Annotated in this window: 19 protein-coding genes; 10 read left to right on the top strand and 9 right to left on the bottom strand. The window is 71.5% G+C overall.

Translation table 11 applies throughout. From position 1 onward, the window contains the following. The first annotated feature begins 21 nt into the window (after positions 1-21). The 3 genes from ACI2K4_RS25410 (at position 22) to ACI2K4_RS25420 (ending at position 3,759) form a co-directional block, all read left to right on the top strand. On the top strand, positions 22-1,923 hold the full coding sequence (locus ACI2K4_RS25410; RefSeq protein WP_404514736.1) for an IPT/TIG domain-containing protein: 1,902 nt from the start codon (positions 22-24) through the stop codon (positions 1,921-1,923). Between the two features lie 112 nt (positions 1,924-2,035). Then, positions 2,036-2,560 (top strand): SigE family RNA polymerase sigma factor, encoded by a 525-nt coding sequence (locus tag ACI2K4_RS25415; protein ID WP_404514738.1) that lies wholly within the window; start codon positions 2,036-2,038, stop codon positions 2,558-2,560. After that, positions 2,557-3,759, top strand: coding sequence for a TolB family protein (locus ACI2K4_RS25420; protein ID WP_404514739.1), 1,203 nt, complete (start codon positions 2,557-2,559; stop codon positions 3,757-3,759). Before ACI2K4_RS25415 ends, ACI2K4_RS25420 begins: the two co-directional genes overlap by 4 nt. Before the next feature lie 63 nt (positions 3,760-3,822). Here the strand turns inward: ACI2K4_RS25420 and ACI2K4_RS25425 are convergent, their stop codons facing one another. Both ACI2K4_RS25425 and xylA read right to left on the bottom strand, forming a co-directional pair. Beyond that, positions 3,823-5,286 (bottom strand): xylulokinase, encoded by a 1,464-nt coding sequence (locus ACI2K4_RS25425; protein WP_404514740.1) that lies wholly within the window; start codon positions 5,284-5,286, stop codon positions 3,823-3,825. A gap of 141 nt (positions 5,287-5,427) precedes the next feature. Next, a complete protein-coding gene (gene xylA, locus ACI2K4_RS25430; RefSeq protein ID WP_404514741.1) occupies positions 5,428-6,615 on the bottom strand; it encodes a xylose isomerase in 1,188 nt (395 codons plus the stop codon). A gap of 74 nt (positions 6,616-6,689) precedes the next feature. Here xylA and ACI2K4_RS25435 point away from each other — a divergent pair, with 74 nt between their 5' ends. Next, positions 6,690-8,051, top strand: a complete 1,362-nt coding sequence (locus ACI2K4_RS25435; protein ID WP_404514742.1) for an ROK family protein — start codon at positions 6,690-6,692, stop codon at positions 8,049-8,051. 34 nt (positions 8,052-8,085) lie between these two features. On the opposite strand, the gene ACI2K4_RS25440 is transcribed toward ACI2K4_RS25435, so the two are convergent. The 3 genes from ACI2K4_RS25440 to ACI2K4_RS25450 all read right to left on the bottom strand — a co-directional run bounded on the left by ACI2K4_RS25440 (position 8,086) and on the right by ACI2K4_RS25450 (position 12,926). Continuing rightward, the gene (locus tag ACI2K4_RS25440; protein ID WP_404514743.1) at positions 8,086-9,570 is read right to left on the bottom strand and encodes a sugar transferase; all 1,485 of its coding nucleotides are present in this window, start codon (positions 9,568-9,570) and stop codon (positions 8,086-8,088) included. Positions 9,571-9,849: 279 nt separating this feature from the next. Continuing rightward, a complete protein-coding gene (locus ACI2K4_RS25445; protein WP_404514790.1) occupies positions 9,850-11,616 on the bottom strand; it encodes a VWA domain-containing protein in 1,767 nt (588 codons plus the stop codon). Positions 11,617-11,858: 242 nt separating this feature from the next. Next, entirely contained in the window at positions 11,859-12,926 is a 1,068-nt protein-coding gene (locus tag ACI2K4_RS25450; RefSeq protein WP_404514744.1) for a lactonase family protein, read from the bottom strand. 164 nt (positions 12,927-13,090) lie between these two features. On the opposite strand from ACI2K4_RS25450, the gene ACI2K4_RS25455 reads away from it, so the two are divergent. From ACI2K4_RS25455 to ACI2K4_RS25475, 5 genes are all read left to right on the top strand, one after another. Beyond that, positions 13,091-13,918: a GntR family transcriptional regulator gene (locus ACI2K4_RS25455; protein ID WP_404514791.1), complete on the top strand. Its 828-nt coding sequence runs from the start codon at positions 13,091-13,093 to the stop codon at positions 13,916-13,918. Positions 13,919-13,986: 68 nt separating this feature from the next. Next, positions 13,987-14,877 carry a (Fe-S)-binding protein gene (locus tag ACI2K4_RS25460; RefSeq protein WP_404514745.1) on the top strand — a complete coding sequence of 297 codons (891 nt, stop codon included), beginning with the start codon at positions 13,987-13,989 and terminating at the stop codon, positions 14,875-14,877. Continuing rightward, positions 14,874-16,316 (top strand): LutB/LldF family L-lactate oxidation iron-sulfur protein, encoded by a 1,443-nt coding sequence (locus tag ACI2K4_RS25465; protein ID WP_404514746.1) that lies wholly within the window; start codon positions 14,874-14,876, stop codon positions 16,314-16,316. Before ACI2K4_RS25460 ends, ACI2K4_RS25465 begins: the two co-directional genes overlap by 4 nt. After that, on the top strand, positions 16,303-16,443 hold the full coding sequence (locus tag ACI2K4_RS25470) for a hypothetical protein (RefSeq protein WP_404514747.1): 141 nt from the start codon (positions 16,303-16,305) through the stop codon (positions 16,441-16,443). Before ACI2K4_RS25465 ends, ACI2K4_RS25470 begins: the two co-directional genes overlap by 14 nt. Further along, entirely contained in the window at positions 16,440-17,075 is a 636-nt protein-coding gene (locus ACI2K4_RS25475; RefSeq protein WP_404514748.1) for a lactate utilization protein C, read from the top strand. The genes ACI2K4_RS25470 and ACI2K4_RS25475 overlap by 4 nt, the downstream gene beginning before the upstream one ends. 180 nt (positions 17,076-17,255) lie before the next feature. Here ACI2K4_RS25475 and ACI2K4_RS25480 read toward each other — a convergent pair whose 3' ends face one another. Genes ACI2K4_RS25480 through ACI2K4_RS25495 form a run of 4 tightly spaced genes read right to left on the bottom strand, consistent with a single transcriptional unit; the run spans position 17,256 to position 21,384 of the window. Next, positions 17,256-17,858: a GTP-binding protein gene (locus ACI2K4_RS25480; protein ID WP_404514749.1), complete on the bottom strand. Its 603-nt coding sequence runs from the start codon at positions 17,856-17,858 to the stop codon at positions 17,256-17,258. Continuing rightward, positions 17,839-18,231, bottom strand: coding sequence for a DUF742 domain-containing protein (locus ACI2K4_RS25485; protein ID WP_404514750.1), 393 nt, complete (start codon positions 18,229-18,231; stop codon positions 17,839-17,841). The genes ACI2K4_RS25480 and ACI2K4_RS25485 overlap by 20 nt, the downstream gene beginning before the upstream one ends. After that, positions 18,221-18,640, bottom strand: a complete 420-nt coding sequence (locus ACI2K4_RS25490) for a roadblock/LC7 domain-containing protein (RefSeq protein WP_404514751.1) — start codon at positions 18,638-18,640, stop codon at positions 18,221-18,223. The genes ACI2K4_RS25485 and ACI2K4_RS25490 overlap by 11 nt, the downstream gene beginning before the upstream one ends. After that, positions 18,640-21,384, bottom strand: a complete 2,745-nt coding sequence (locus ACI2K4_RS25495; RefSeq protein ID WP_404514752.1) for a nitrate- and nitrite sensing domain-containing protein — start codon at positions 21,382-21,384, stop codon at positions 18,640-18,642. The genes ACI2K4_RS25490 and ACI2K4_RS25495 overlap by 1 nt, the downstream gene beginning before the upstream one ends. Positions 21,385-22,183: 799 nt before the next feature. Here ACI2K4_RS25495 and ACI2K4_RS25500 point away from each other — a divergent pair. Next, positions 22,184-22,885 carry a hypothetical protein gene (locus ACI2K4_RS25500; protein WP_404514754.1) on the top strand — a complete coding sequence of 234 codons (702 nt, stop codon included), beginning with the start codon at positions 22,184-22,186 and terminating at the stop codon, positions 22,883-22,885. Positions 22,886-22,895: the final 10 nt, after the last annotated feature.

Here is a 22,895-nt window from a genome sequence, read left to right on the forward strand (position 1 = left end):
CGGATCCGAGGCGGGGTAACGATGCGTCCAATTTGGCGTACGACGGTAGCGGCCGGACTGGCGGTGGCGGTGACCGCCGCGACCACCCTGACCCCGGCGGCCCCCGCCCACGCCTCGCCGGGTGGCGCGAGCGTCACCGTGGCGGACACCGAGCTTTACGCGTCCACCCTCGACGTCACCTTGCTCCAGGGCAGGAACTACGTCGAGTACAGCGCACCCGACACGCCCGGTTCGACCGTCGTGGTCGACGAGATCTTTGGCCTCGGCTCGGAGAACGTCGGCGGTGGAGGGTTGGTCCGACGGGCCACCGTCACCCGGGAACCTGGCCTGCTCACCGCGTCGGTCGAGGTAGAGGGCTTCTCGCTCACCCTCTTCGACGTCACCGCGATCACCGCCGAACGCATGACCAGCACGGTACGTTGTCCGACCTTCGGCACGCCGACAACCGAAACGACACTGACCAACCTGAGGCTCTTCGGCGAGCCGGTCGAGTTGGTGCCAAACGGCCCGGCGGTTACCCGCAGCAGCCCCGTCGACGCCTTCCCGGTGTTCAACGCGCAGGTGCACCTCACCGTGCGGAGGAGCCACACCACCGGCAGCGCGCACACTGCCGCTTTCCCGATCGACGGCGACCTGCGTATGACCGGTCTCCAGTTCGACGGGAGGCCGTTCGCGCAGGATGTTGGCTTCCTAAACTTCGGTGGCGCCTCCTGCTCGGAGGAGGTACCCCCGCCGGTGGTCACCGCGATCGTCCCGGACGCCGGAACCGTCGCGGGCGAGCAGCGGGTGACCATCACCGGTGAGAACTTCGCGCCCGGGGACACCAGGGTCAGCTTCGGTGGCCGGTTGGCGCAGGACGTGACCGTCGCGCCCGACCGGTCGTCGCTGACCGCGCTCACCCCGCCCGGAGACCCGGGACCGGTCGAGGTACGGGTGGAGACGCGCGGCGGGACCTCGGCTCCGGTGACGTACACGTACCAGTACGACGGGAGCCGCGCCCAGGCCCGCAACATCGTCCCGACCTCCGGGCCAACCGCCGGTGGCACACTGGTCGTGATCAACGGCTACCGTTTCGAGGGCGCGACCGGGGTGACCTTCGACGGTCTCCCCGGCACCGACTTCACGCTCAACCCCGCCGGCACCCGGATCACCGTGGTCACGCCGACCCACGAACCCGGGCCGGTTCCGGTCAGATTGGTCTTCCCGGCCGGCACCGCCACCGCCCCTGAATTCACCTACGTCCCGCCGACGGCCACCGGCGTCAGCCCGGACCAGGGACCGAGCACGGGCGGGACCAGGGTGACGATCAGCGGCACCGGCCTCGACCGCGCCACCGGGGTGACCTTCGGCGGCATCCCCGGAACCGACCTTTCGACCGGAACCGCCCTCTCGACCGGCGGTGCCCAGGCGCCCAGTGGCGCCGAGGCGACCCTGAGCGTCACGACCCCGCCGGGGCCGGTCGGCCCGGTCGACGTCGTGGTGGAACTGCCCGGACCTGACGCGACCGTGCCGGCCGGATTCCGCTACCTGCTCGCCGCCCCGAGCATCAGCACGGTCGACCCCGACCGGGGCCCCACCTCGGGTGGCACGACCGTGAGGGTCGACGGCAGTGGCTTCGTCCCCGGTCAGACGACCGTGACAAGCTGTGGCCGGGTCATCGTGGCCGGCTCGGTGACGGTCGCCCCGGACGGGCTATCCCTGACCTTCACCACCCCGCCGTGCGCGGCGGGAAGCAGCGCCATCACCGTGACCACACCCGCGGGCACCTCGGCATCGGCCGCCTTCCGGTACGTCGCCGGTGGACTCCCGGTCACCGGCACCCCGGCACGGATCCTGTTCGCGGTCGCGCTCACCCTGATCGTCGCGGGCATCATCGCCGTACGCCTGCTCCGCCGCTCGGCAATCCCCACCTTCACCCCCTGACGGCGCGCCCCCGCGTCCAGCCGACCACCGGGTGTAAGTCTGCCCGGGGAGGCAGCAGGGCGGGTGCGGGCGGCGTTGTTAGGGGCATGAAGGCACAGGCACAGGTACCTACATGAACGCTGATCTCGAACGGGAGTTCGGCGACTTTGTCGAGGCGCGCTCGTACGCGCTGTTCCGTACCGCGCTCGCGCTGACCGGACACCGGCAGCAGGCCGAGGACCTACTCCAGACCGTACTGGCCAAGGCCGTCCGACACTGGGGACGGATCCGCACCGGCAACCCCGAGGCGTACCTGCGTACGGCCCTGTACCGGCAACAGACAAGCTGGTGGCGCAGCCTGCGGCGGAGCCGCGAGGTGAGCACCGAACAGGTGCCGGAGACCCGTACGTCGAGGGACGACACAGCGATCGTCGACCTCAACCTCGCGCTCAGGCAGGCACTGGCACGGCTCGCCCCGAAGCACCGGGCGGTTTTGGTGCTGCGTTACTTCGAGGACCGGCCGGACGGCGAGATCGCCCAGATTCTGGGCTGCACCGAATCCACCGTACGCAGCCAGGCCATGCGAGCCCTCGCGCGGCTACGCGTGCTCTGCCCCGACCTGGACCTCCTCGGCACGAAGGAGAAGACGAACCGATGAATCCACATGTCGCTGAAGCAATTCGGAACGCGTTCGAGGAAGTGGCGGAGAGCGCTCCGGCGCCCACCGGGTTGGCCCCGACCGCGTTGGTCACCGCCCGACGCCACCGGCTCGCGCGACGACTCACCGGCGCTGGCACGGTCGCCGCCGTCTGCGCCGCGCTGATCGGCGTGCTCGCCGTCGCCGCCCCCAACGGTACGGCCGATCCCGACCAGGTCGCCGACAGGATGAGACCGCAGGTGGTGACCGCGTACAGCATGGTCCGGGACGTCACAGCCACAGGCTCGAGCCAGTCTTCTTTCTACTCGCTCCTGCTCAATTTCGAGACTGGTCGATACGAGCGGATGCCGTACCAGTGGGTCTTGCCGTCGCCTGACGGCAGTCGCATGCTGGTCTGCTCGACCGGTGACAACGCGCCCGGTCTGACACGGATCGGAATGATGGACCGGGCCAGCGGAGACGTACGTTGGATCAGCGAAGCCGCCCTCGGGGACACCGGCCCGGCTCTGACCCAGAACTTCCAGTGGTCACCGGACGGAGGACGGATCCTCTTCGTACCGATGCAGCGTCCGGACAGGCAGGGCTTCGTACTGTTCGACCCGGAGACGCTGGACGCCACGATGGTCCCGGTGCCCGATTTCGACCCCCTGAGAAATCCGATGCCAACTCTGGTCTGGACCTCGGACTCCGGCACGATCGCGATGCTGCAGACGCGGGTCACCGAGCGGCCGGAGGACACCGCGACCGGCGTACGCTTCTACGACCTTACCGGCGAGCTGACGCGTACGGTGGGCTTCAGCACCAGTGTCTATCCCTTCCGCCCGGTCTTCTCTCCCGGGGGCGACCAGCTTGCCCTGGGCACCATCATCGACAGGCAGCAGAGCGTCATCATCGTCTTCGACTCGACCACCGGCGCCGTTCGGCACCGGGTTACGCCGCCGTTCGACGGCAGTGTGGTCGGCTGGACCGACAACGCCCACCTGCTGGTACGGGCGACGAGTCCAGAGCAGGGACCGGGCCAGACGACCTCGACGGCCACGCCCGGCACCGAGGGGAACAGCCGACTGCTGGTTGTCGACCTCGACGGCCGGGTCGACCACTCCGTGCCACTCTCCGTCGGCGAGGACCAGACCTTCGGCCAAATCTCCGTCGGATCCTCCGACGGCCTGCCCCCGAGTGCCGCGCCCATCACCTTCTGAACCGCCAGCAGTGAAAGGAAGGGCCCCTTATTAACGCTATGCGTTAATAAGGGGCCCTTCCTTTCACGCGGGGCGGTTGGTGAAGAGGTCGCGGGCGGCGACGTACTGGTCGCGGATGTGAGGGGCGGGGCGGGCGTCGTACTCCTGGGTGGAGTTGGCAGCCCAGGCCGGCGGCGCGTCGCCGCCGAGGGCGACCCAGGCGGCCTGGCGCGCTGCCCCGTCGGCGACGTACTCGCCGGGGGCGGGGACCAGGACCGGGCAGCCGAAGACCTCGGGCGCGATCCGGCGGACCGCCTCGGAACGGGCGCCACCGCCGACCAGGATCACCCGATTGACCGTGGCACCCTGGGCGACCATCGCGTCCAGGCCGTCGGCGAGGCCGCAGAGCAGTCCCTCGACCGCCGCCCGCGCCAGGTGCGCCGGGGTCGAGGTGCGCAGGGTCAACCCGTGTACGGCGCCGGTCGCGAGTGGACGGTTCGGCGTCCGCTCCCCTTCCAGGTACGGCACCAGCACCAACCCGTCCGCGCCGGCCGGAGCCGAGAGCGCCAGCCGGGCCAGTTCGTCGAGGTCGACGCCGAGCAGTTGGGCCGCCGCGTCCAGCACCCGGGCCGCGTTGAGCGTGGCGACCAGCGGCAGGAAGCGCCCGGTCGCGTCGGCGAACCCGGCCACCGCACCGGAACTGTCCTGTGACGGCGTCTCGGCCACACTGAACACGGTGCCCGAGGTGCCGATCGAGACGATGACATCGCCGGGCAGCGCGCCCACGCCGAGCGCCGCCGCGGCGTTGTCGCCGGTTCCCGGCCCGAGCGGGGCGCCGTTGGCGAGTTCGCCCGCCCGGCCCGCCGGATCGAGCACCGCCGGCACCAGCGGGCGCCGACCGAATGCCTGTTCCAGCAGGTCGAACCGGTATTCGCCGGTGCGCGGCGACCAGTAGCCGGTGCCACTGGCATCGCCCCGGTCGGTACGCAGCAGGTCCAGGTCCCCCGCGCCGCCGAGCCGCCAGGTGAGCCAGTCGTGCGGCAGGCAGACGGCGGCGGTCCGCTCGGCCGAGTGCGGTTCGTTCCGGGCCAGCCAGCGCAGCTTGGTGACGGTGAAGCTGGCCACCGGTACGCTGCCCACCGCCTCGGCCCAGGCCTGCCGGCCGGCCACCAGGTCGCCGACCCGGTCGCCGACCGATCCGCCGTCACCGGCCGAGCGGCCGGCGCTGCCCAGCTCCTCGATCAGCTCGGTGGCCGCCCCGGCCGACCGGGTGTCGTTCCAGAGCAGGGCGGGACGGACGACCCCGCCCTCCTCGTCCAGGCAGACCATGCCGTGCTGCTGGCCGGCGACCGAGGCGGCGGCGACGTCCGCCAGGCCGCCGGCCTGCGCCACGGCATCCTGCAACGCCTCCCACCACGCCTGCGGATCCACCTCGGTGCCGGCCGGATGGGCCGCCCGGCCGGAGCGGACCAGTTCACCGGTTTCCGCGTCGCGGATCATCACCTTGCACGACTGGGTCGACGAGTCGACCCCGGCGACGAGCGCCATCTCCGGCCTCCGTGGCTGGCTGAGGGGTGGTGGTCTAGCGAAGGTTGGTACGGACGGGACCCGGCGTGCGGATCAACTCATGCCGGGCGGACACGCTGACCGACCAGCGCCTATCTGGTCGGTCAGCGCGGGCGCGGCTAGTCAGCGGGCGCCGAGCAGGTGCTCGACGGCGAGCTGGTTCAGCCGGACGAAGCCGAAGCCACGCCCCGACACCTCGGCGACGTCCAGGTCGTCGAAGGCGCTGCGGTCGGCGATCAGGTCGGCGTACGTCTCCCCCTCGGCCACGGTCGGGGTGGAGAGTTCGGTGACCTTGCTGGCGGCGAGCGCCTCCTGCACCTCCGGGTCGGCGCGGAACGCCGCCGCCCGCTCCTTCAGCAGCAGGTAGGTGCGCATGTTCGCGGCGGCCGACGCCCACACGCCGTCGAAGTTCTCGGTCCGGGACGGCTTGTAGTCGAAGTGGCGCGGGCCCTGGTAGGCCGGGGCACCCTCCGGGCCGCCGAACTCGAGCAGGTCGACCAGGGCGAACGAGTTCATCAGGTCACCGTGACCGAAGACCAGGTCCTGGTCGTACTTGATGCCGCGCTGGCCGTTCAGGTCGAGGTGGAACAGCTTGCCGGCCCAGAGCGCCTGGGCGATGCCGTGCGCGTAGTTGAGTCCGGCCATCTGCTCGTGCCCGGTCTCCGGGTTGAGGCCGACCAGCTCCGGGTGCTCCAACTCGTTGATGAACGCCAGGGCGTGCCCGACGGTGGGGAGCAGGATGTCGCCGCGCGGCTCGTTCGGCTTCGGCTCGATCGCGAACCGGATGTCGTAGCCCTTGTCCAGGACGTACTGCGAGAGCAGGTTGACCGCCTCGCGGTAGCGGTCGAGGGCGGCACGGATGTCCTTGGCGACGTCGTACTCCGAGCCCTCCCGGCCACCCCACATCACGAAGGTCTTGGCACCCAGCTCGGCGGCGAGGTCGACGTTGCGCAGCACCTTGCGCAGGGCGAACCGGCGTACGTCCCGGTCGTTGCTGGTGAACCCGCCGTCCTTGAAGATCGGGTGGGTGAAGAGGTTGGTGGTGACCATCGGCACCACCAGGCCGGTCTCGTCCAGCGCCTTGCGGAAGCGGCTGATGTGGTGGTCCCGGGCGGCGTTGTCGGAGCCGAACGGGATCAGGTCGTCGTCGTGGAACGTGATCCCGTAGGCACCCAACTCGGAGAGCTTGTGCACCGCCTCGACCGCGTCCAGCGGGGCGCGGGTGGCGTCACCGAACGGGTCGCGGGCCTCCCAGCCCACGGTCCAGAGGCCAAAGGAGAACTTGTCGGCGCGAGTGGGTGAGGCAGCCATCGATGACCTCCACGTAACATCCTTGATTTGTTTATCCGTTGAATTATTTGACCGACCTATGGCATTGTCAAGACGTGACGCACCCCGGCAGCGGCCAGGTGGGTACGGCGGGCACGGCCGTACGCCAGGCGAGCCTGCGTGAGCACAACCTGGCCCTGGTGCTGCGGCACATCACCCTCTCCGAGCGCCCACCGTCCCGCGCCGACCTCGCCAACGCCACCGGGCTGACCCGGGCCACCGTCTCCGCCCTGGTCGACGACCTGATCGGCGGGAACCTGGTGACCGAGGTCGACCCGGCACCCCGTACCGGCGCCGGCCGTCCCGCGCTCGGTCTGGTGCTGGCGACCGACGGCCCCGCCGGACTCGGCCTGGAGATCAACGTCGACTACCTGGCCGCCTGCGTGGTTGACCTGACCGGAGCGGTACGGCACCGCGCCATCCGCCGGGTCGACCTGCGCCCGGTCCCGCCCGACGAGGTGCTCGCCGATCTCGGCGATCTGGCCGCCACCGCCCTGGCCGAGGCGTCCCGGCAGCGCCTGCTGCTCGCCGGCACCGCGCTGGCCGTGCCGGGTCTGGTCACCTCCACCGGCGTGGTGCGACTGGCCCCGAACCTGGGCTGGCGCGACGTGGACCTGGCCGCCGCGCTCGACGCCCACCCCGCCCTCACCGGACACCGACCGGCCGCCCCGGGACAACCGGGCGCTCCGTCCGGACCACGGACCAGCGGTGACCCGACCGGGCAGGGGACCAGCGGCGTCAGGGTTCCGACCGGACAGCGGGCCGATGGTGGCGGCTGGTTGACCATCGACAACGAGGCCAACCTGGCGGCGCTCGGCGAGTTGCACGCCGGACCACCCGGCCCGGCGACGTTCCTCTACGTCTCCGGCGAGATCGGTATCGGCGCCGGGATCGTGCTGCACGGTGCCCTGTTCCGGGGGGCCCGGGGCTGGAGCGGCGAGCTCGGCCACCTCCCGGTCCACCCGTCCGGGCGGTGGTGCCGCTGCGGCGCCCAAGGCTGCCTGGAGCAGTACGCCGGCCAGGAGGCAATCCTCACCGGCGCCGGCCTGGCCGGACAGGGGTTGCCCGCCGACGCGGCGATCGCCCGGCTGGCCGAATTGGCAAAGGCCGGTGACCAGGCCGCGAGCGGGGCGCTCGCCGAGGCGGGAGCCGCGCTCGGTGTGGCCGTGGCGGGTGTGATCAATCTGCTGGACCTGGACACGGTGGTACTCGGCGGGATCTACGCACCGCTGGCAAGCTGGCTCGGCCCGCCGATCGAGGCGGAGATCCGGCAGCGGGTGCTCACCGCCGCCTGGTCACCGGTGACCGTACGTCCGTCGTTGCTCACCCGGGACGCCGCCGTGCTCGGCGCCGCCGGCTCGGTGGTCCGCGCGGTCCTCGCCCACCCCGCCCACTGGCTCACCCCACCACCCGCCTGACCCCACCCAGGATGGGGAGACCAGGGGTGCCGGGTCAGTAGGCGCCTCGGCTGTTGATCACCGCGCCGAAGGTCTTCCAAAGGATGGTGAGGTCGGCGGCGAGGGACCAGTTCTCCACGTAGTAGAGGTCCAGGCGGATGCCGTCCTCCCAGGTGAGGTCGGAGCGACCGCTGACCTGCCAGAGGCCGGTCATGCCGGGCTTGACCAGCAGGCGGCGGGCCACGTCGCCGTCGTAGCGGGCCACCTCGGAGGGGAGCGGCGGACGCGGACCGACCAGACTCATGTGGCCGAAGAGGACGTTCGCGAGCTGCGGCAACTCGTCCAGCGACCACTTGCGCAGGAACTTGCCCACCCGGGTCACCCGTGGGTCGTCGCGCATCTTGAACATCAGGCCGTCGGTCTCGTTCCGCGCGGTCAACTCGGCGAGCAGGGCGTCCGCGTTGGTGACCATGGTGCGGAACTTGTAGACGCCGAACTCCTCGCCGCCCTGGCCCACCCGGATCTGCCGGAAGATCACCGGTCCCCGGCTGTCCAGCTTGATGGCGAGCGCCAGCACGGCCAGCAGCGGCAGCGCCAGGGTGAGCGCGGCGAGCGCGGCGGCCCGGTCCACGAAACCCTTGACCACCTTGCGGGCGCCCCGGAACTCGGGTGCCTCCACGTGGATCAGCGGCAGCCCGGCGACCGGCGTGGTGTGGATGCGCGGGCCGGCGACGTCGGTCAGCGCGGGCGCCAGCACCAGGTCGATGCCGGTCCCTTCGAGCTGCCAGCCGAGCCGGCGCAGGCGGGTCGCGGTGAGTTCGCTGGACGCGGTCACCGCGACCGTGTCGGCCCCGCTGGCGACGGCGGCGTCGGCCACGCCGCGCAACGAACCGACCACCGGTACGTCACCGAGTCGCTGCGGCACCGGGGCGAGCAGCGCGTCCGGGATGCAGGCGCCGACCACCTCGTAGCCGGCGTGCGGCTCGCGACGCAACGTGTGCACCAGCTCCAACACGTGCGGAGTGTCACCGACCACCAGCACCTGCCGGGCCCAGCCGGTCCCCCGGGCACGGGCCCGGTGCAGCCGCTTACGGGTGGCGAACCGGGCGATCACCAGGCCGACCGTGCCGACCGCGAACGAGATGCCGAGGAACCCCCGGGAGACCCCCACGTCGGCGATGTAACCGGCGATCGCCACCCCACCGGCCAGCCGGAGACTGGCCGCGGTCACCCGCCGGTACTCGTCGGCGCCGTAGCCGAGCACCCGGTCGTCGTAGCAGCGCAGTCCGCGCAGCGACAGCAGCCAGACCAGCACCAACGCCGGCGCGATGACAACGTACGAGATGTCCGAACCGCGAGGATCGTCGCCGCCGAAGCGGGCGAAGTAGCCGACCAGCACCGCGATGCCGAGCACAAAGGTGTCGAAGATGACGGTGGTTCGGAGGTACGCCCGTTGCCGCGATCTGGTCGTGACAGCGGACGCCCCCGGCGGCATTTCCGGAGGCATCGTCGCGGAGCTCAGCAGTGTTGCCGACGTCACCGGCCCCTCCCAGCTCACTCAGTTGCGGCCCGACATAATCGCCGATCCTCCCCATCGGACCCGCAGAGCCGGGACGCACCTCGAACATCTTCACCTACGGATCCGATTACCGAGAGCTTCGGACAGATTACTGTCACTTCCCCTGAGTCCGGGGATCCGCCGGGCGTACCCTAACCCCCGGCCCGCACTCTCCGCCTCGGTGGATCGCAGGATGTCCGGGCGTACGGGCGACGTTTCGCCGGACGACCGGTCGGTGATCGGCCGACCGGTCGTCGCAGCTCACTTGATCGTCGCTGGCCGCAGCGCGATGGCCTGGAGGAAGATGTCGCCGATTTTGGCGGGGTCCTCGGTGACAAAGACACCACCGCCGGTCACCTTGGTGATCGCGTCCAACTCGCCCCGGTTGACGCCGTTTCCGATGCCGATAATCACCATTTGGATTGGTTTCTCCGGGTCCGCCGCCGCCTTCAGATCGGCCAGCAGCTTCTCCTGGGTGATGCCGTTCGGGTCCTCGTTCTCCCCGTCGGTCAACATGACCACCGAGTTGACCCTGCCCGGCTCCCACCCGTCCTGCACCGTCTTGTACGCGGCGAGCACGGTGTCGTAGAGCCCGGTGCTGCCGTTCTGCTTCGGTTTGACCCCGGCGAGGGCACTCTTGAGCTGGCCCCGGTTGCTGGTCAGCGGGCCGATCGGGACCAGTTCCCGGTAGTCGCGCGCACCCACCAGCTCGGTGGAGAAGGTCCAGAGTCCGACCGCCCACGACTCGTCGAACAGGTCCAGCCCGCCCTGGGCGGCAGCCAGGGTGACCTGCGCCCGGGTGGCGTTGTTGGCGGTCGGCACCTTCTCCAGCATCGAGCCGGAGACGTCGATCACCGCGAGCATCCGCGACGGCAGGGTGATCGCGGTCCAGGTGGCGAGCGCCTTGCCGAGCACGGCCGGATCCAACCCGCCGGCGGCCTTGCCACCCGCCGCCGAGGCGGAGCTGGACGGGGTGCCGGCCGGGACGGACGCGCCCTGGGGGGCGGCGAAGCCCTCGCCCCAGGTGCCGTCGGAGGCGCGCAGGTGCTGCTTGGCGAGATGGTCGCGGAAGCCGTTCTCGGTGAGCACCTTGAACAGGCCCTGCGCCGCCGCCGACCGGGCCGGTTCGATACCGGGCATCACCGCGTACGGGTAGTCCAGCGACATCGCGGCCGGCTCGACGTACAGCGCGGCGAGCGGGATCGGCGGCTGCTTGGCGTTGTACTCGATGACGTCTTCCTCGGAGAGCGGTGCCGCGCTCAGCCCGGCGGCGATCGCGGCCGAGTCGGTGCCCCGGGGGAACTTCGCCAGCATGTCCTGGCGCACCGCCGAGCGACCGGTGGCGAGTGCGCGCAGCGCGGAGGTGGTGGCCTGTTGTCCCCTGGCGCCCCCGGCGGCACCGGCGGCGGCGCCGAGCGCGAGCAGCCCGGAGAGCCCGGCCGAGTCCCGGGTCGGGTCGACGATGCCGGTCTTCAGCTTGGTCCCGGTGGTCACCTGGGTCAGCAGGTCGGCCCAGGTGATCTTCTTCTCCGGCCAACCGACCGAGCTGGCGATCGGCTGCGGCATGGCGACCACCACCGGGCTGCGGGCGATCGAGGCGTTGTTGGTCGGCGCGAAGCCGGCCGCCTCGGAGCTGAGTCGGAGCAACCAGGTGCTGGAGTCCGGCACCCAGACGTCCGGCGACACCGCGGCGCCGGGCGCCTGCCCGACACCGGAGAGCGACACACCGTGCTGGCCGGCGAGGATGGCGGCCACGTCGGCCGACTCGCTGGCGGTGACGTCGACCGCGACGCAGACCCCCTCGGCGGCGGCACCGTTCTCCGACCACTGGGCGGCGGCGGCCTGCACCGCCGGTGCGATCTCCGGGGCGGCCGCGACGGTCAGCTTGAGCTGGCCGGTGCAGGCGGGCTCCGAGAGCTTCCGGTAACCGAACCACGCTCCCGCCACGACAAGGACAAGCGCCATCGCCGCTGCGATGGCGCCTGCTCCACGAATACTGCTACGCATACGATGGCGGCCCGACACGATGACCATCTTGCGTTAACGAGTGGACACAATGCCAGTCGGGATCGGTTGAAAGTTACGCAGGAGATGCAGATCGTCGGTCAAATTTCACAGCGCGTAGTTGATCGACGGCAAACTGTCCAGTAATTCGCCCAGCAGATCAGCTTCCACACCGTTGGTTTCCAACCACGGCATGTCGCTCATTTGACATCGCGTACGCGATAAGCATTTATGCTGGTAAAAATTATCACCGTCGTCGAACGCCCTCACCGGCTCGTGGACCGCGTGCCCGCCAGCGGTCCCAGCACGCAGGTCGGGCTCGGCACCGCCACCGAGCCGGCCGGTTCGGGCACCCCACCACCCGGGTCTAGGACAAACACACTGACCACATCGGACCGTTCGTCGGCGACGTAGAGGTGTGCGCCGATCAATGCGAAATGTCTCGGCCAGGTGCCGCCGGTGGCCACCTCGGTCACGTATCGGGGCACCTCCGCGTCGAGTGCGAACACCGAGATCGTGCCCACACCCCGGTTCGCGAGGTAGAGATAACGGCCATCGGCGGCCACCGCGATCTCGGAGGGCTGGACCAGCCCGTGCCGGGCGCTCGCCGCGACCCGCCCGCGTTCCCGCAGCGTGCCGGCCTCCCAGGTGAACGCCACGACGGTCGCGTCCAGCTCCCCGGCCAGGTAGCACCGCCGCCCGTCGGGATGCCGGGCCAGGTGCCGGGGCCCGGTGCCGGGCCGGGTCCGGATCGCCGGTTCACGGGGCAGCAGCCGTCCACCGGAGGCGTCGACCCGGTACCGGTAGACGGTGTCCGTGCCGAGGTCCACCGCGAGCAACGACGCGTCGTCCGGGTCCGGCGAGACCATGTGGGCGTGCGCCCGTTCCTGCCGGTCCTGGTCGGGACCATGTCCGTCGTGCACCCGCAGGTCGGTCCGCTCACCCGGCACCCCGGCAAGATCCAACGGGTGTACGGCGACACTGCCCCCGCCGTAGTTGGCGCTGAACAGGTGCCGGCCGTCCGGCGCGACCGCGAGATGGCACGGGCTGTCGCCACCGGTGGACCAACTGCCGAGCGAACGCAGGCCGGTGCCGTCCTCGTCGACCGCCCAGGCGCTGACCGTACCCTCGGTCAGCTCGTTGACCGCGTACAGCACGGGCAGGCTCGGGTGCCGGGCCAGAAAGGACGGAGACCCGGTCGGCGCCACCGTGCCGAGCGGTTCGAGCGCGCCGCTGACCGGGTCCCGGCGTACCGCGACGACGCCGTCCCCGCGCCCACCGCTCGCCGCGGTGTAACAGCCCAGGTAGAGGATCTCACCGCCGCCAGTCGTCATCCGCCACTCCGTCCACCATTCACCGGACTCCGCCCGCCGACCGTACCCGCGGTAGCCGCCCCCCGCCCGCCCCCACAGGTAAGGAAGGGCCCCTTGTTATCGCTTTTTGTATAACAAGGGGCCCTTCCTAACCTGCGGGCGATCCTATAGGATCTTCGATCGTGATGGAGGGGGTACGACCGGCGCGGCGGACCACGCTCGCCGACGACGTGTACGAGTCCGTGCGGACGTTGGTGATGGACCACGCCGTGGCGCCCGGCGAACGGATCAACATCGACGCACTGGCCCGGCGGCTGGAGGTCTCCCCCACCCCGGTACGCGAGGCGCTGGCCCGGCTGGAGTCCGACGGGCTGGTACGCAAGCGCCCGCTCGCCGGTTACACCGCCACGCCGCTGCTGACCCGGGTCGAGTTCGACGAACTGGTCGAGATGCGGCTCGTCCTCGAACCGCTCGCCGCCGAACGGGCCACCCGACGGCTGGCCGGGACCGGCGTATCGACGCGTGCCGAGGCACCTGACGGAACGCGCGGTGGAACGTCCGATCCGGCGTACAGGACGTCGGGCGGGACGGCGCACGGCGCGGCGGGCGGGACGGCGGGCGGGACGGCGGGCGGGACGGCGCAGGGGGCGGCGGGCGGAGTGGGTGGTGTGCTCGGTCAGCTTCGGGTGGCGGCCGAACTACCCGGCCCGGCGCCGGGCGGCGAGGGCTTCGCGGCCATCGCCGAGTTCACCAACCGGGACGCGCGGTTCCACCATCTTGTCGCCGAACACGCCGGAAACCGGCTGCTGCACGACGCGATCGTCCGGCTCCGCTCGCACCTGCACCTGTTCCGGCTCTACTTCCCGGCCACCCACCACGGGATCAGCGGCCGGGAACACCACCGGGTGGTGGACGCGATGACGGCCGGGGACGCCGACGCGGCGGCGGCGGCGATGCGGGCCCACCTGCTCGCCGCCCGGGACCGGCACCTCCCCTTCTTCGAGACCGCCTGATTCCAGACCACCCGATTCCAGACCACCCGATTCGCGACCACCTGATTCCAGACCACCTGAGGAGAACCGTGCGCATCGCGCTCTTCGTGACCTGCGTCAACGACCTGGTCTTCCCCGGTACGGGGCGGGCGGTGGTGGAAATCCTGGAACGGCTCGGGCACACCGTCGAGTTTCCGGCCGAGCAGAGCTGCTGCGGCCAGATGCACGCCAACAGCGGCTACCGGGCCGAGGCGATGCCCCTGGTCCGCGGGTTCGTCGACACCTTCACCGGGTACGACGCGGTGGTCGCCCCCTCGGGCTCGTGCGTGGCGATGGTACGTGAGTCGTACCCCCGGCTGGCCGGCTCGAACACGGTGCTCGCCGAGCGGGTGGCCGAACTGGCGCCACGGGTGTACGAACTCTCCGAGCTGCTGGTCGACGTACTCGGGGTGACCGATCTGGGAGCCTCGTTCCCGCACCGGGTGACGTACCACCCGACCTGTCACGGGCTGCGGATGCTCCGGCTCGGTGACCGGCCGCTGCGCCTGCTCCGCGCGGTCCGGGACCTCGAACTCGTCGAGCTGCCCGGGGCCGAGGAGTGCTGCGGATTCGGCGGCACCTTCGCGGTCAAGAACGCCGGGGTCTCCGGCGCCATGCTGGCCGACAAGTGCGACGCCATCTGCTCAACCGGCGCCGGCTTTGTCGCCGCCGCCGACAACTCCTGCCTGGCGCACATCGGCGGCGGCCTGTCCCGCCGTGCCGGCGGCACGACTGCCGGCAACGACGGCACGACTGCTGGCAGCGCCGGCACGACTGCTGGCAGCGGCGGCACGACCACCGGCAGCGGCACAACCGCCGGCAACGACGGCACGGCCGCCGGCAGCGGCACGGACCGGCCCGGGGTACGGGCGGTCCACTACGCGGAGATCCTGGCCGGGACCGTAGGCGTTCCGGCCGGAACGACGGGAGGAGCGAAGTGACCGGGACCGGGAACATCGTCGCGCGGCAGCCCTTCCCGCTGGCCGTCAGAACCCGGCTGGCCGACCCGCAGTTGCGGGCGAACCTGCGCCGGGCCACCCACACGATCCGGGACAAGCGGCTACGCATGGTCGGTGAGCTGCCCGACTGGGAGGCGCTGCGGGTCTCCGGGGCGGCGATCAAGGACGACGTGCTGGCCCGGCTCCCCGAGCTGCTGGATCAGTTCGAGGCGGCGGCGACGGCCGCAGGGGCGACCGTGCACTGGGCCCGCGACGCCGAGGAGGCCTGCGCCGTGGTCACCCGGCTGGTACGCGAGACCGGCACCGACGAGGTCGTCAAGGTCAAGTCGATGGCCACCCAGGAGATCGGGCTGAACGAGGCGCTCGAAGCCGCCGGAATCGCCGCGGTGGAGACCGACCTGGCGGAGTTGATCGTCCAGCTCGCCGACGACCAGCCTTCGCACATCCTGGTGCCGGCGATCCACTACAACCGGCAACAGATCCGGGACATCTTCGCCGAGCGGATGCCCGGAGTGGACGTCTCCGCGCTCACCGACGAACCGGCCGCGCTCGCCGAGGCCGCCCGCCGGCACCTGCGGGCCAAGTTCCTCTCCGCCCGGGTCGCCGTCTCCGGCGCGAACTTCGCCGTCGCCGAGACCGGCACGCTGGTGGTGGTCGAGTCGGAGGGGAACGGGCGGATGTGCCTGACCCTGCCGGAGACGCTGATCTCGGTGGTGGGGATCGAGAAGCTGCTGCCCAGCTTCCGCGACCTGGAGGTCTTCCTGCAACTGCTGCCCCGCTCCTCCACCGGTGAGCGGATGAACCCGTACACCTCGATGTGGACCGGGGTGACCGACGGCGACGGGCCCCGACAGATGCACATCGTGCTGGTGGACAACGGGCGTACGGACACCCGGGCCGATCCGGTCGGGCGGCAGGCGTTGCGCTGCATCCGCTGCTCGGCCTGTCTCAACGTCTGCCCGGTCTACGAGCGGGTCGGCGGGCACGCGTACGGTTCGGTCTATCCCGGGCCGATCGGTGCGATCCTCTCGCCCCAGATGACCGGGCCGGACGCGGGCGCGAACCGCACCCTGCCGTACGCCTCGACGCTCTGCGGTGCCTGCTTCGACGCCTGCCCGGTCCGGATCGACATCCCCGAGGTCCTGGTCCACCTGCGCCAGCGCGGGGTGGACGGCAGACGGGGCAGGCCGTCGGCGGAACGTACGGCGATGGCGGCGATGTCCTGGGTGATGCGGGACCGGAGGCGGTACGCCGCCGCGTTGCGCGCGGCCCGACGGGGCACCGCGCCGCTGCGGCTCGGCGGGCGCGGCCGGGTACGGCACCTGCCCTGGCCACTGTCCGGCTGGACCGCCACCCGCGACGCGCCGCTGCCGGCGGCACAGACCTTCCGGGAATGGTGGGCCGGCCGTGGTCGGGGCTGACCGTGCGACCCCTACCGGGGACCAGACCGACCGTCGAACCCCGCTCCGGGTGGAGAAGCTGACCGTGGGACCCGTACGGGTGGAGGAGCTGACCGTGGGACCCGTACGGGTGGAGGAGCTGACATGACGGCACGGGACGAGATCATGAACCGGCTACGGGCGGTCCGGCCGATCGCCCCGGTCACGGTTCCCCGCGAGTACGTCGCCGGACCGGTGACCGAACCTCCGGCAGAGCGCCCGGAACTGGTCGAGTTGCTGGTGGACCGGCTGTTGGACTACCGGGCCACGGTCACCCACTGCACCCCCGCCGGTCTGGCCGGAGCACTGGCCGGGCTGCTCGCCGACGTACCCGTCGTGGCGGTTCCGCCGGGACTGCCGGTGGGCTGGCTGGAGACGTACCCGGGAACGGTCCGGCGTGACGGCGACCCGCACCCCCTGACGGTGACCGACCTGGACGCGCCGGGGCTTGCGGTGGTGACCGGATGCGCGGTGGCGGTCGCCCAGACCGGCACGTTGATCCTGGACGCCGGCCCGGACCAGGGACGCCGCCTGCTCACCCTGGTCCCCGACCACCACGTCTGCGTGGTCCGCGTCGACCAGGTCGTGGACCGGGTGCCGGAGGCGTTGCGTCGGCTGGCCGACCCGACCCGACCGGTGACCCTGGTCTCCGGGCCGTCGGCCACCAGCGACATCGAACTGAACCGGGTGGAGGGGGTGCACGGTCCACGCCGGTTGGAGGTGCTCGTCGTCGCCGGCTGACGCCACCGGTGGTACGGCCGACCGGGCCGACCGGGCGGAGGGGCCTCATCCGACCTGCCTCGTCCGACCGGGCTGGTGTCATTCGGGCCGACCGGGCCCGACCGGCGTCGTTCGACCGGGCCGGCGTCGGCCGGCGTCGCGTCGTCGGCCGGCATCGGCCGGGCCGACGGCGCCGTGCGCTCAGTTCGCCGAGACCGTCATGCCGCGCCGTGCCGCCACGTGCTCGACCAGTCTGACCAGCACGCCCTTGCCAGACTGCCGGCTGCGTGCGTCGCAGAGCACCACCGGCACGTCGGAGTCGAGGTCCAACGCACCCCGCACGGCGTCGGTGCCGAACCGCTGGGCGCCCTCGAAACAGTTCACCGCCACGACAAACGGCGTACCCCGGCGCTCGAAGTAGTCCACCGACGGGAAGCAGTCGGCCAGCCGCCGGGTGTCGGCCAGCACCACCGCGCCGAGGGCACCGAAGGCCAGCTCGTCCCAGAGGAACCAGAACCGGTCCTGCCCCGGGGTGCCGAAGAGGTAGACCTGAAGGTCGTCGTTGATGGAGATGCGGCCGAAGTCCATCGCCACCGTGGTGGTCGTCTTCCCCTCGACCCCGTCCAGGTCGTCGGTGCCGATGCCGGCGTCGGTCAGCACCTCTTCGGTCTGCAACGGCCGGATCTCGCTGACCGCGCCGACCAGGGTGGTCTTGCCGGCCCCGAAACCACCGGCGATCAGGATCTTCAGTGCGAGCGGCACCCGGCGCGCCGATCCTGGCCGGTCAGAGCGCACGGAGTCCATTGACCACCGCCTTGAGGATGTCGTCTTCGGGGAAGCTCGGTGCCGACGAGGGCTCGTGCATGGCGATCAGGTCGGCCGTGAGCAGGTCGGCGAGGAGGACCCGGACCACCCCGAGCGGCAGGTCGAGATAGGACGCGACCTCGGCGACCGAGATCGGCCCCTGGCTCAACCGCAGGATCTGCCGGTGCTCGGGCTGCAACGACTCGGCCCGGCTGTCGCCGCTGGTCACGGCCGCCACCACGAAGGCGACCAGGTCGAAGCCGCCGACCGCCGGGCGCACCCGGCCGCCGGTCATCATGTACGGCCGGACCACCGGCCCGGCATCGTGGTCCATCCAGTCGTGCTGTGACCCGGATGTGTCGTCACCGCGCATCGGCTGTCACCCCGCTGGCCCGGCTCGGCGCGCTCAGGTACTCGCCGACCCGGGTCACCAGCATCGCCATCTCGTACGCGATCAGGCCGATGTCGGAGTCGGCGGTGCAGAGCACGGCCAGGCAGGCGCCCTGGCCGGCGGCGGTGACGAAGAGGAACGCCGACTCCATCTCGATCACGGTCTGGCGTACCGGTCCGGCCGCGAAGTGGCGGCTGGCGCCCTTGGCCAGGCTCTGGAAGCCGGCGGCCATCGCGGAGAGGTGCTCGGCATCCTCCTGGCCCAGGTTCCGCGAGGCGGCCATCAGCAGCCCGTCCGCGGAGAGGACCACCGCCTGTTCCGCGGTCGGTACGCGCCCCACCAGGTCGTCGAGGAGCCAGGCGAGATGGGCCGGTCTCGTCGAGTGCGCCACTACGCGTCCCTTCCAGATTCGGTGGAGCCCTGGTCGACGACCGGGGGCTGGGCTGAGTCGGCCGGCGCCAGAACTGGACCGGCCGGTACGACGCCCGCCGGGGTAGCCGGCGGCGCGGTCACCGGTGCGGGAGCGGGCCGGTCCGCCGCCGGAACGGTGACCGTTGCGGGAGCGGACGGGTTCGCGGCCGGCGCGACCGGGGCGGCGGCGTCGCGGCGGCCCCGGGCGGTGCCGGCCTGCATCGCCGCCATCATCGCCCGTACCTCCTCCGGCGAACGTGCGGCGCGTTCGGCCGGACGCTCCGACGTGATCCCGTTCGCGGTGGAGCGGGCCGCCGGCCCCTCCGCCGGCTCGCGCAACTGCGGCGCCAGGCTGGTCTGCCGGACCCGTCGGGGCAGGCCGTCCTCGCCGAGTCCGGAGCCGGTCCGGTCCCGGACGATCGGCGTGACCGGAGCGGCGGACGGTTCGACGGCCGGCGGGTCCGCGTCGGTCGGTGACCCGACGGGCACCCGTACGGGCAGCATGGGCGTCGCCGCGACGGCGTCGCCGGTCGGCGCGGGCTCGGGCTGGTCCACGGGATCCGGCCGGCTCGGCACCGCGGTCAGCCGGCCCTGGGTCCGGGCCCTGCGTTCCGGCGTGCCCGGGCCACCCCGCTGCCCGGCACCCGTCCTGCCGGCGGCGGAGCCGAGCCGCTGGGCCAGCCCACCCCGGGTCGTGGTGGCCGCGCCCGGAAGCACGCCGGGTGCCGGCGTGACCGTCGGCGTCGGCACGGGGTCCGGTGCCGCGCTCAGGGCCGGCATCGGGGTGGACGGACGCTCCGCGTCCGGCGTCGCCGGACGATTGGGCAGTGCGAGTGGGCCGTTGCCCGGTGCCACCAGCTCGGCCGGGATCAACGCCACCGCGGTCACCCCGCCGTACGGCGACGGGCGCAACTGCACCTTCAGGCCGTGCCTGGCGCCGAGCTGACCGACCACGAACAGGCCCAGCCGGGCGCTGTTCACCGGGTCGAACTCGGGTGGGTCGGCCAGCCGCCGGTTCGCCGTCTCCAGCGCCTCCGGGGTCATCCCCAGGCCACGGTCCTCGACCTCGATCGCGTACCCGCGCGGCACGATCTGGCCGGTGACCCGGACCCGGGTGTGCGGTGGCGAGAACGAGGTGGCGTTCTCGATCAGCTCGGCGAGCAGGTGGATCACGTCGCCGACCGCCGGGCCGAGCGTCGACGCCGGCGCCACGGTGGCCACGTCGACCCGCGCGTAGTCCTCCACCTCCGAGATGGCGCCCCGGATCACGTCGACCATCGCGACCGGGTTGCGCCAACCCCGGCCGGGCGCGGCACCGGCCAGGATGACCAGGTCCTCCGCGTGCCGGCGCATCCGGGTGGCGAGGTGGTCGACCCGGAACAGGTCTTCCAGCTCCTCCGGCTCGGTGACCCGGCGCTCCATCTTGTCGAGCAGGGCGAGTTGCCGGTGCAGCAACGTCTGGCTGCGTCGGGCGATGTTGAGGAAGACCTCGTTGAGTCCACGGCGCAGGGTTGCCTCGTCGACCGCCGAGCGCAGGGCGGTGCGCTGCACCTCGCTGAACGCGTGTCCGACCTGGCCGATCTCGTCCCGGCCGTACTCCAGGTCCGGGGCCTCGCGCGTGATGTCGACCTCCTCGCCCCGGCGCAGCCGGCCGACGACCTCGGGCAGCCGGGTGCCGGCCAGTTCGAGAGCGGCCGTACGCAGGCCGGTCAGCCGGCCGATCAACGACCGACCGACCCGGATCGCGAGGAACATGGAGAGGATCACGGCGGCCAGCCCGAGCAGACCGGCGAGTCCGAGCCGGACCAGGATCCCGGCCGCGACCGGCGTGGTCCGCTCGGTCAGCGAGTCCGCCGCCGCCTGTTCGAAGTCGTGTAGCTGTTGTTGGGTGGAGTCGTAGCTGCTCCGCCACGCCTCGGCGCCGATCGGTGGTGGCGAGCCGGTACGCCCCTTGGCGACCAGGTCGGCGAGCATCGCCCGGACCCGGACGAAGTCGTCGCCGTCGATCATCCGCTGGTACGCCGCCCGGTCGTCGGCCGGCAGGTCGGCCACCGCCTCCTCGTAGAGGAACCGCTGTGTGCCGATGGCCTGGATGATCTGGGCGTACTCGCCGTCGCCGAAGCGGCCGGCGGCGAACACCCCGGCGAGTACGGCGTCCGCCTGGTCCAGCACCTCCCGGGCCTGGCCGAGCGCGATCAGGTTGAGCGACTGGAGGTTGACCCCGTCGTACGCGCGGGCCGCCATCGCGTCGAAGACCCGGTAGGCCAGCGAGATGGTGCCGGTGTAGAGGCCGAACGCGCCGGAGCGGTCCATGTCCCGCCGGTCGACGAAGCCCCGCCCCGAGGGAAGTGCGTCCAGGGCGGTGAAAAGCTGGTCGACCCGACCGCGCAGCAGCTCCCCGTTGGAGTCGAGCAGACCGCTCTCGTACGTCAGGCGACGCATCACGGCGATCGCCTCGTCGGTACGGACCCGCTGCTCGACCAGCTCGACCTGGTCGCCGCCGGCCAGGTACCGGATCGAGAGCCGGCGTTCCGCCTGCAACTCCTCGACCACGGCGGTGCCGGGGCGGCCCATGTTGTCCAGCAGCGACTGCGCGGAGAGCAACCGGGTCGCCGGCTCGACGGTGAGCAGGGTGGCGAAGATCCACAGCGCCAGCAGCGCGGCGATCGGCACGGCGACCAACGCGATGATCTTTGAGCGGATCGTCCAGGTACGGCTATTCATCGGACCTCGCCCGGGGGTGGCAGGAGGAAAACCGGGCCCGGCCGGTCCGTGTCCTCCGAGTGGAGTCACGGAATACGGGCGTGCGCCTCCGGCAGGATACGTAATCGCGGACGTATGCACTACCGGACGTTCCGCGTCGGCTTCCCGACGCACTGTCCAGTCACGACCCTAATGGGACAGGCACACATCGACCGACGAAGCCGTCGCCATTGTCACCGACCCATCACCGCCATTACCGCAAAACGTGCCGACCATCGATGAAACGCGGCGGCGGAGTTAGCCGCACCAACCATTCCGCCCGCCTCAGCAGAGCACTGAGCAGGCAAAACATGGCGCCGTCGGGCACATTGCCGGTCGCCTGCCCGATTGAAGTCCCAAACCGTCTTCCGCTGGCCGCGCCGGTCGCACCGGCCCGGCGGGTCGACGAGGTTCTTCACCGGGTCGCCCGGCCCCCACTCGCCACGACAGGGCATCGTCCACCGTCCCGCGCGTGGTTGTTCCGCCGCTTCGATCAGTGTGCCGAGAACCTCACGGGCCACCGTTGTCGCACGAGTTCCGGCACCACCCGTTCATCGCCCCGGACCCGCGTGGGTGCCGCCCACCCCGGCCCCTTCCTCGAGCCGATCAAGTTTACGAGCCCAGGGACCAGATGCTCCGGCACGGCAAGCCAGCAACGTCCCACTTATTCGGACATAAACTGACACTCCGGGCGCGACGGGGAAGTGGAAGGCAAAAGTCTTCGGCTTCGGGATTGGCGATCACTCCGCAGCGGGAATAGCAGGGGGCGAAGGAGGATCCCATGTCACCCACGCAGATCATCGTCATCGTCGTGGCCGCCATCCTCGTCGTGGCCGTCGCCACCGCGATCTGGGCGGTCGGCCGCCGGGCCGCACTACGGCGCCGGTTCGGCCCGGAGTACGACCAGGTTGTCGCCGACCGGGAGAGCCGGGGCGAGGCCGAGCGGGAGTTGCGCGAACGTACCCGCCGACATGCCGAGTTGACCCTCACCCCACTCTCCGAGCAGTCCCGCCAGCGGTACGCCACCACCTGGTCGGACATCCAGGCCAGGTTCGTCGACGCGCCGAACGACTCGGTCGGTGAGGCGGACGAGCTGGTCACCCGACTGATCGCCGAGCGCGGCTACCCGACCGGGGACTACGACGAGCAACTCGCCACCCTCTCGGTCGAACATGCCCGGACCCTGTCGCACTACCGCGAGGCGCACCAGATTCGCGAGCGTGACCAGCGTGGTGAGGCCGGCACCGAGGATCTGCGACAGGCCCTGGTGCACTACCGCGCCCTCTTCGCCGACCTGCTCGGCACCGACCCGGTACGCGCCGACGGAACGCCCGACCACCGTCAGCCGAGTGGAACGGACAGTTCCCTGCCCCGGTCGGAACGGACCGGGACGGACAGTTCCCCGCCCCGGTCGGAACAGAACCCGGAACAGAACCCGGAACACGCTCCGCGGCACTCGCCGCAGGACACCCCGAGCCGCTAGGAGACCCGCC

The sequence above is a fragment of the Micromonospora sp. NPDC050397 genome (assembly GCF_044901685.1).
Lineage (GTDB): Bacteria > Actinomycetota > Actinomycetes > Mycobacteriales > Micromonosporaceae > Micromonospora_G.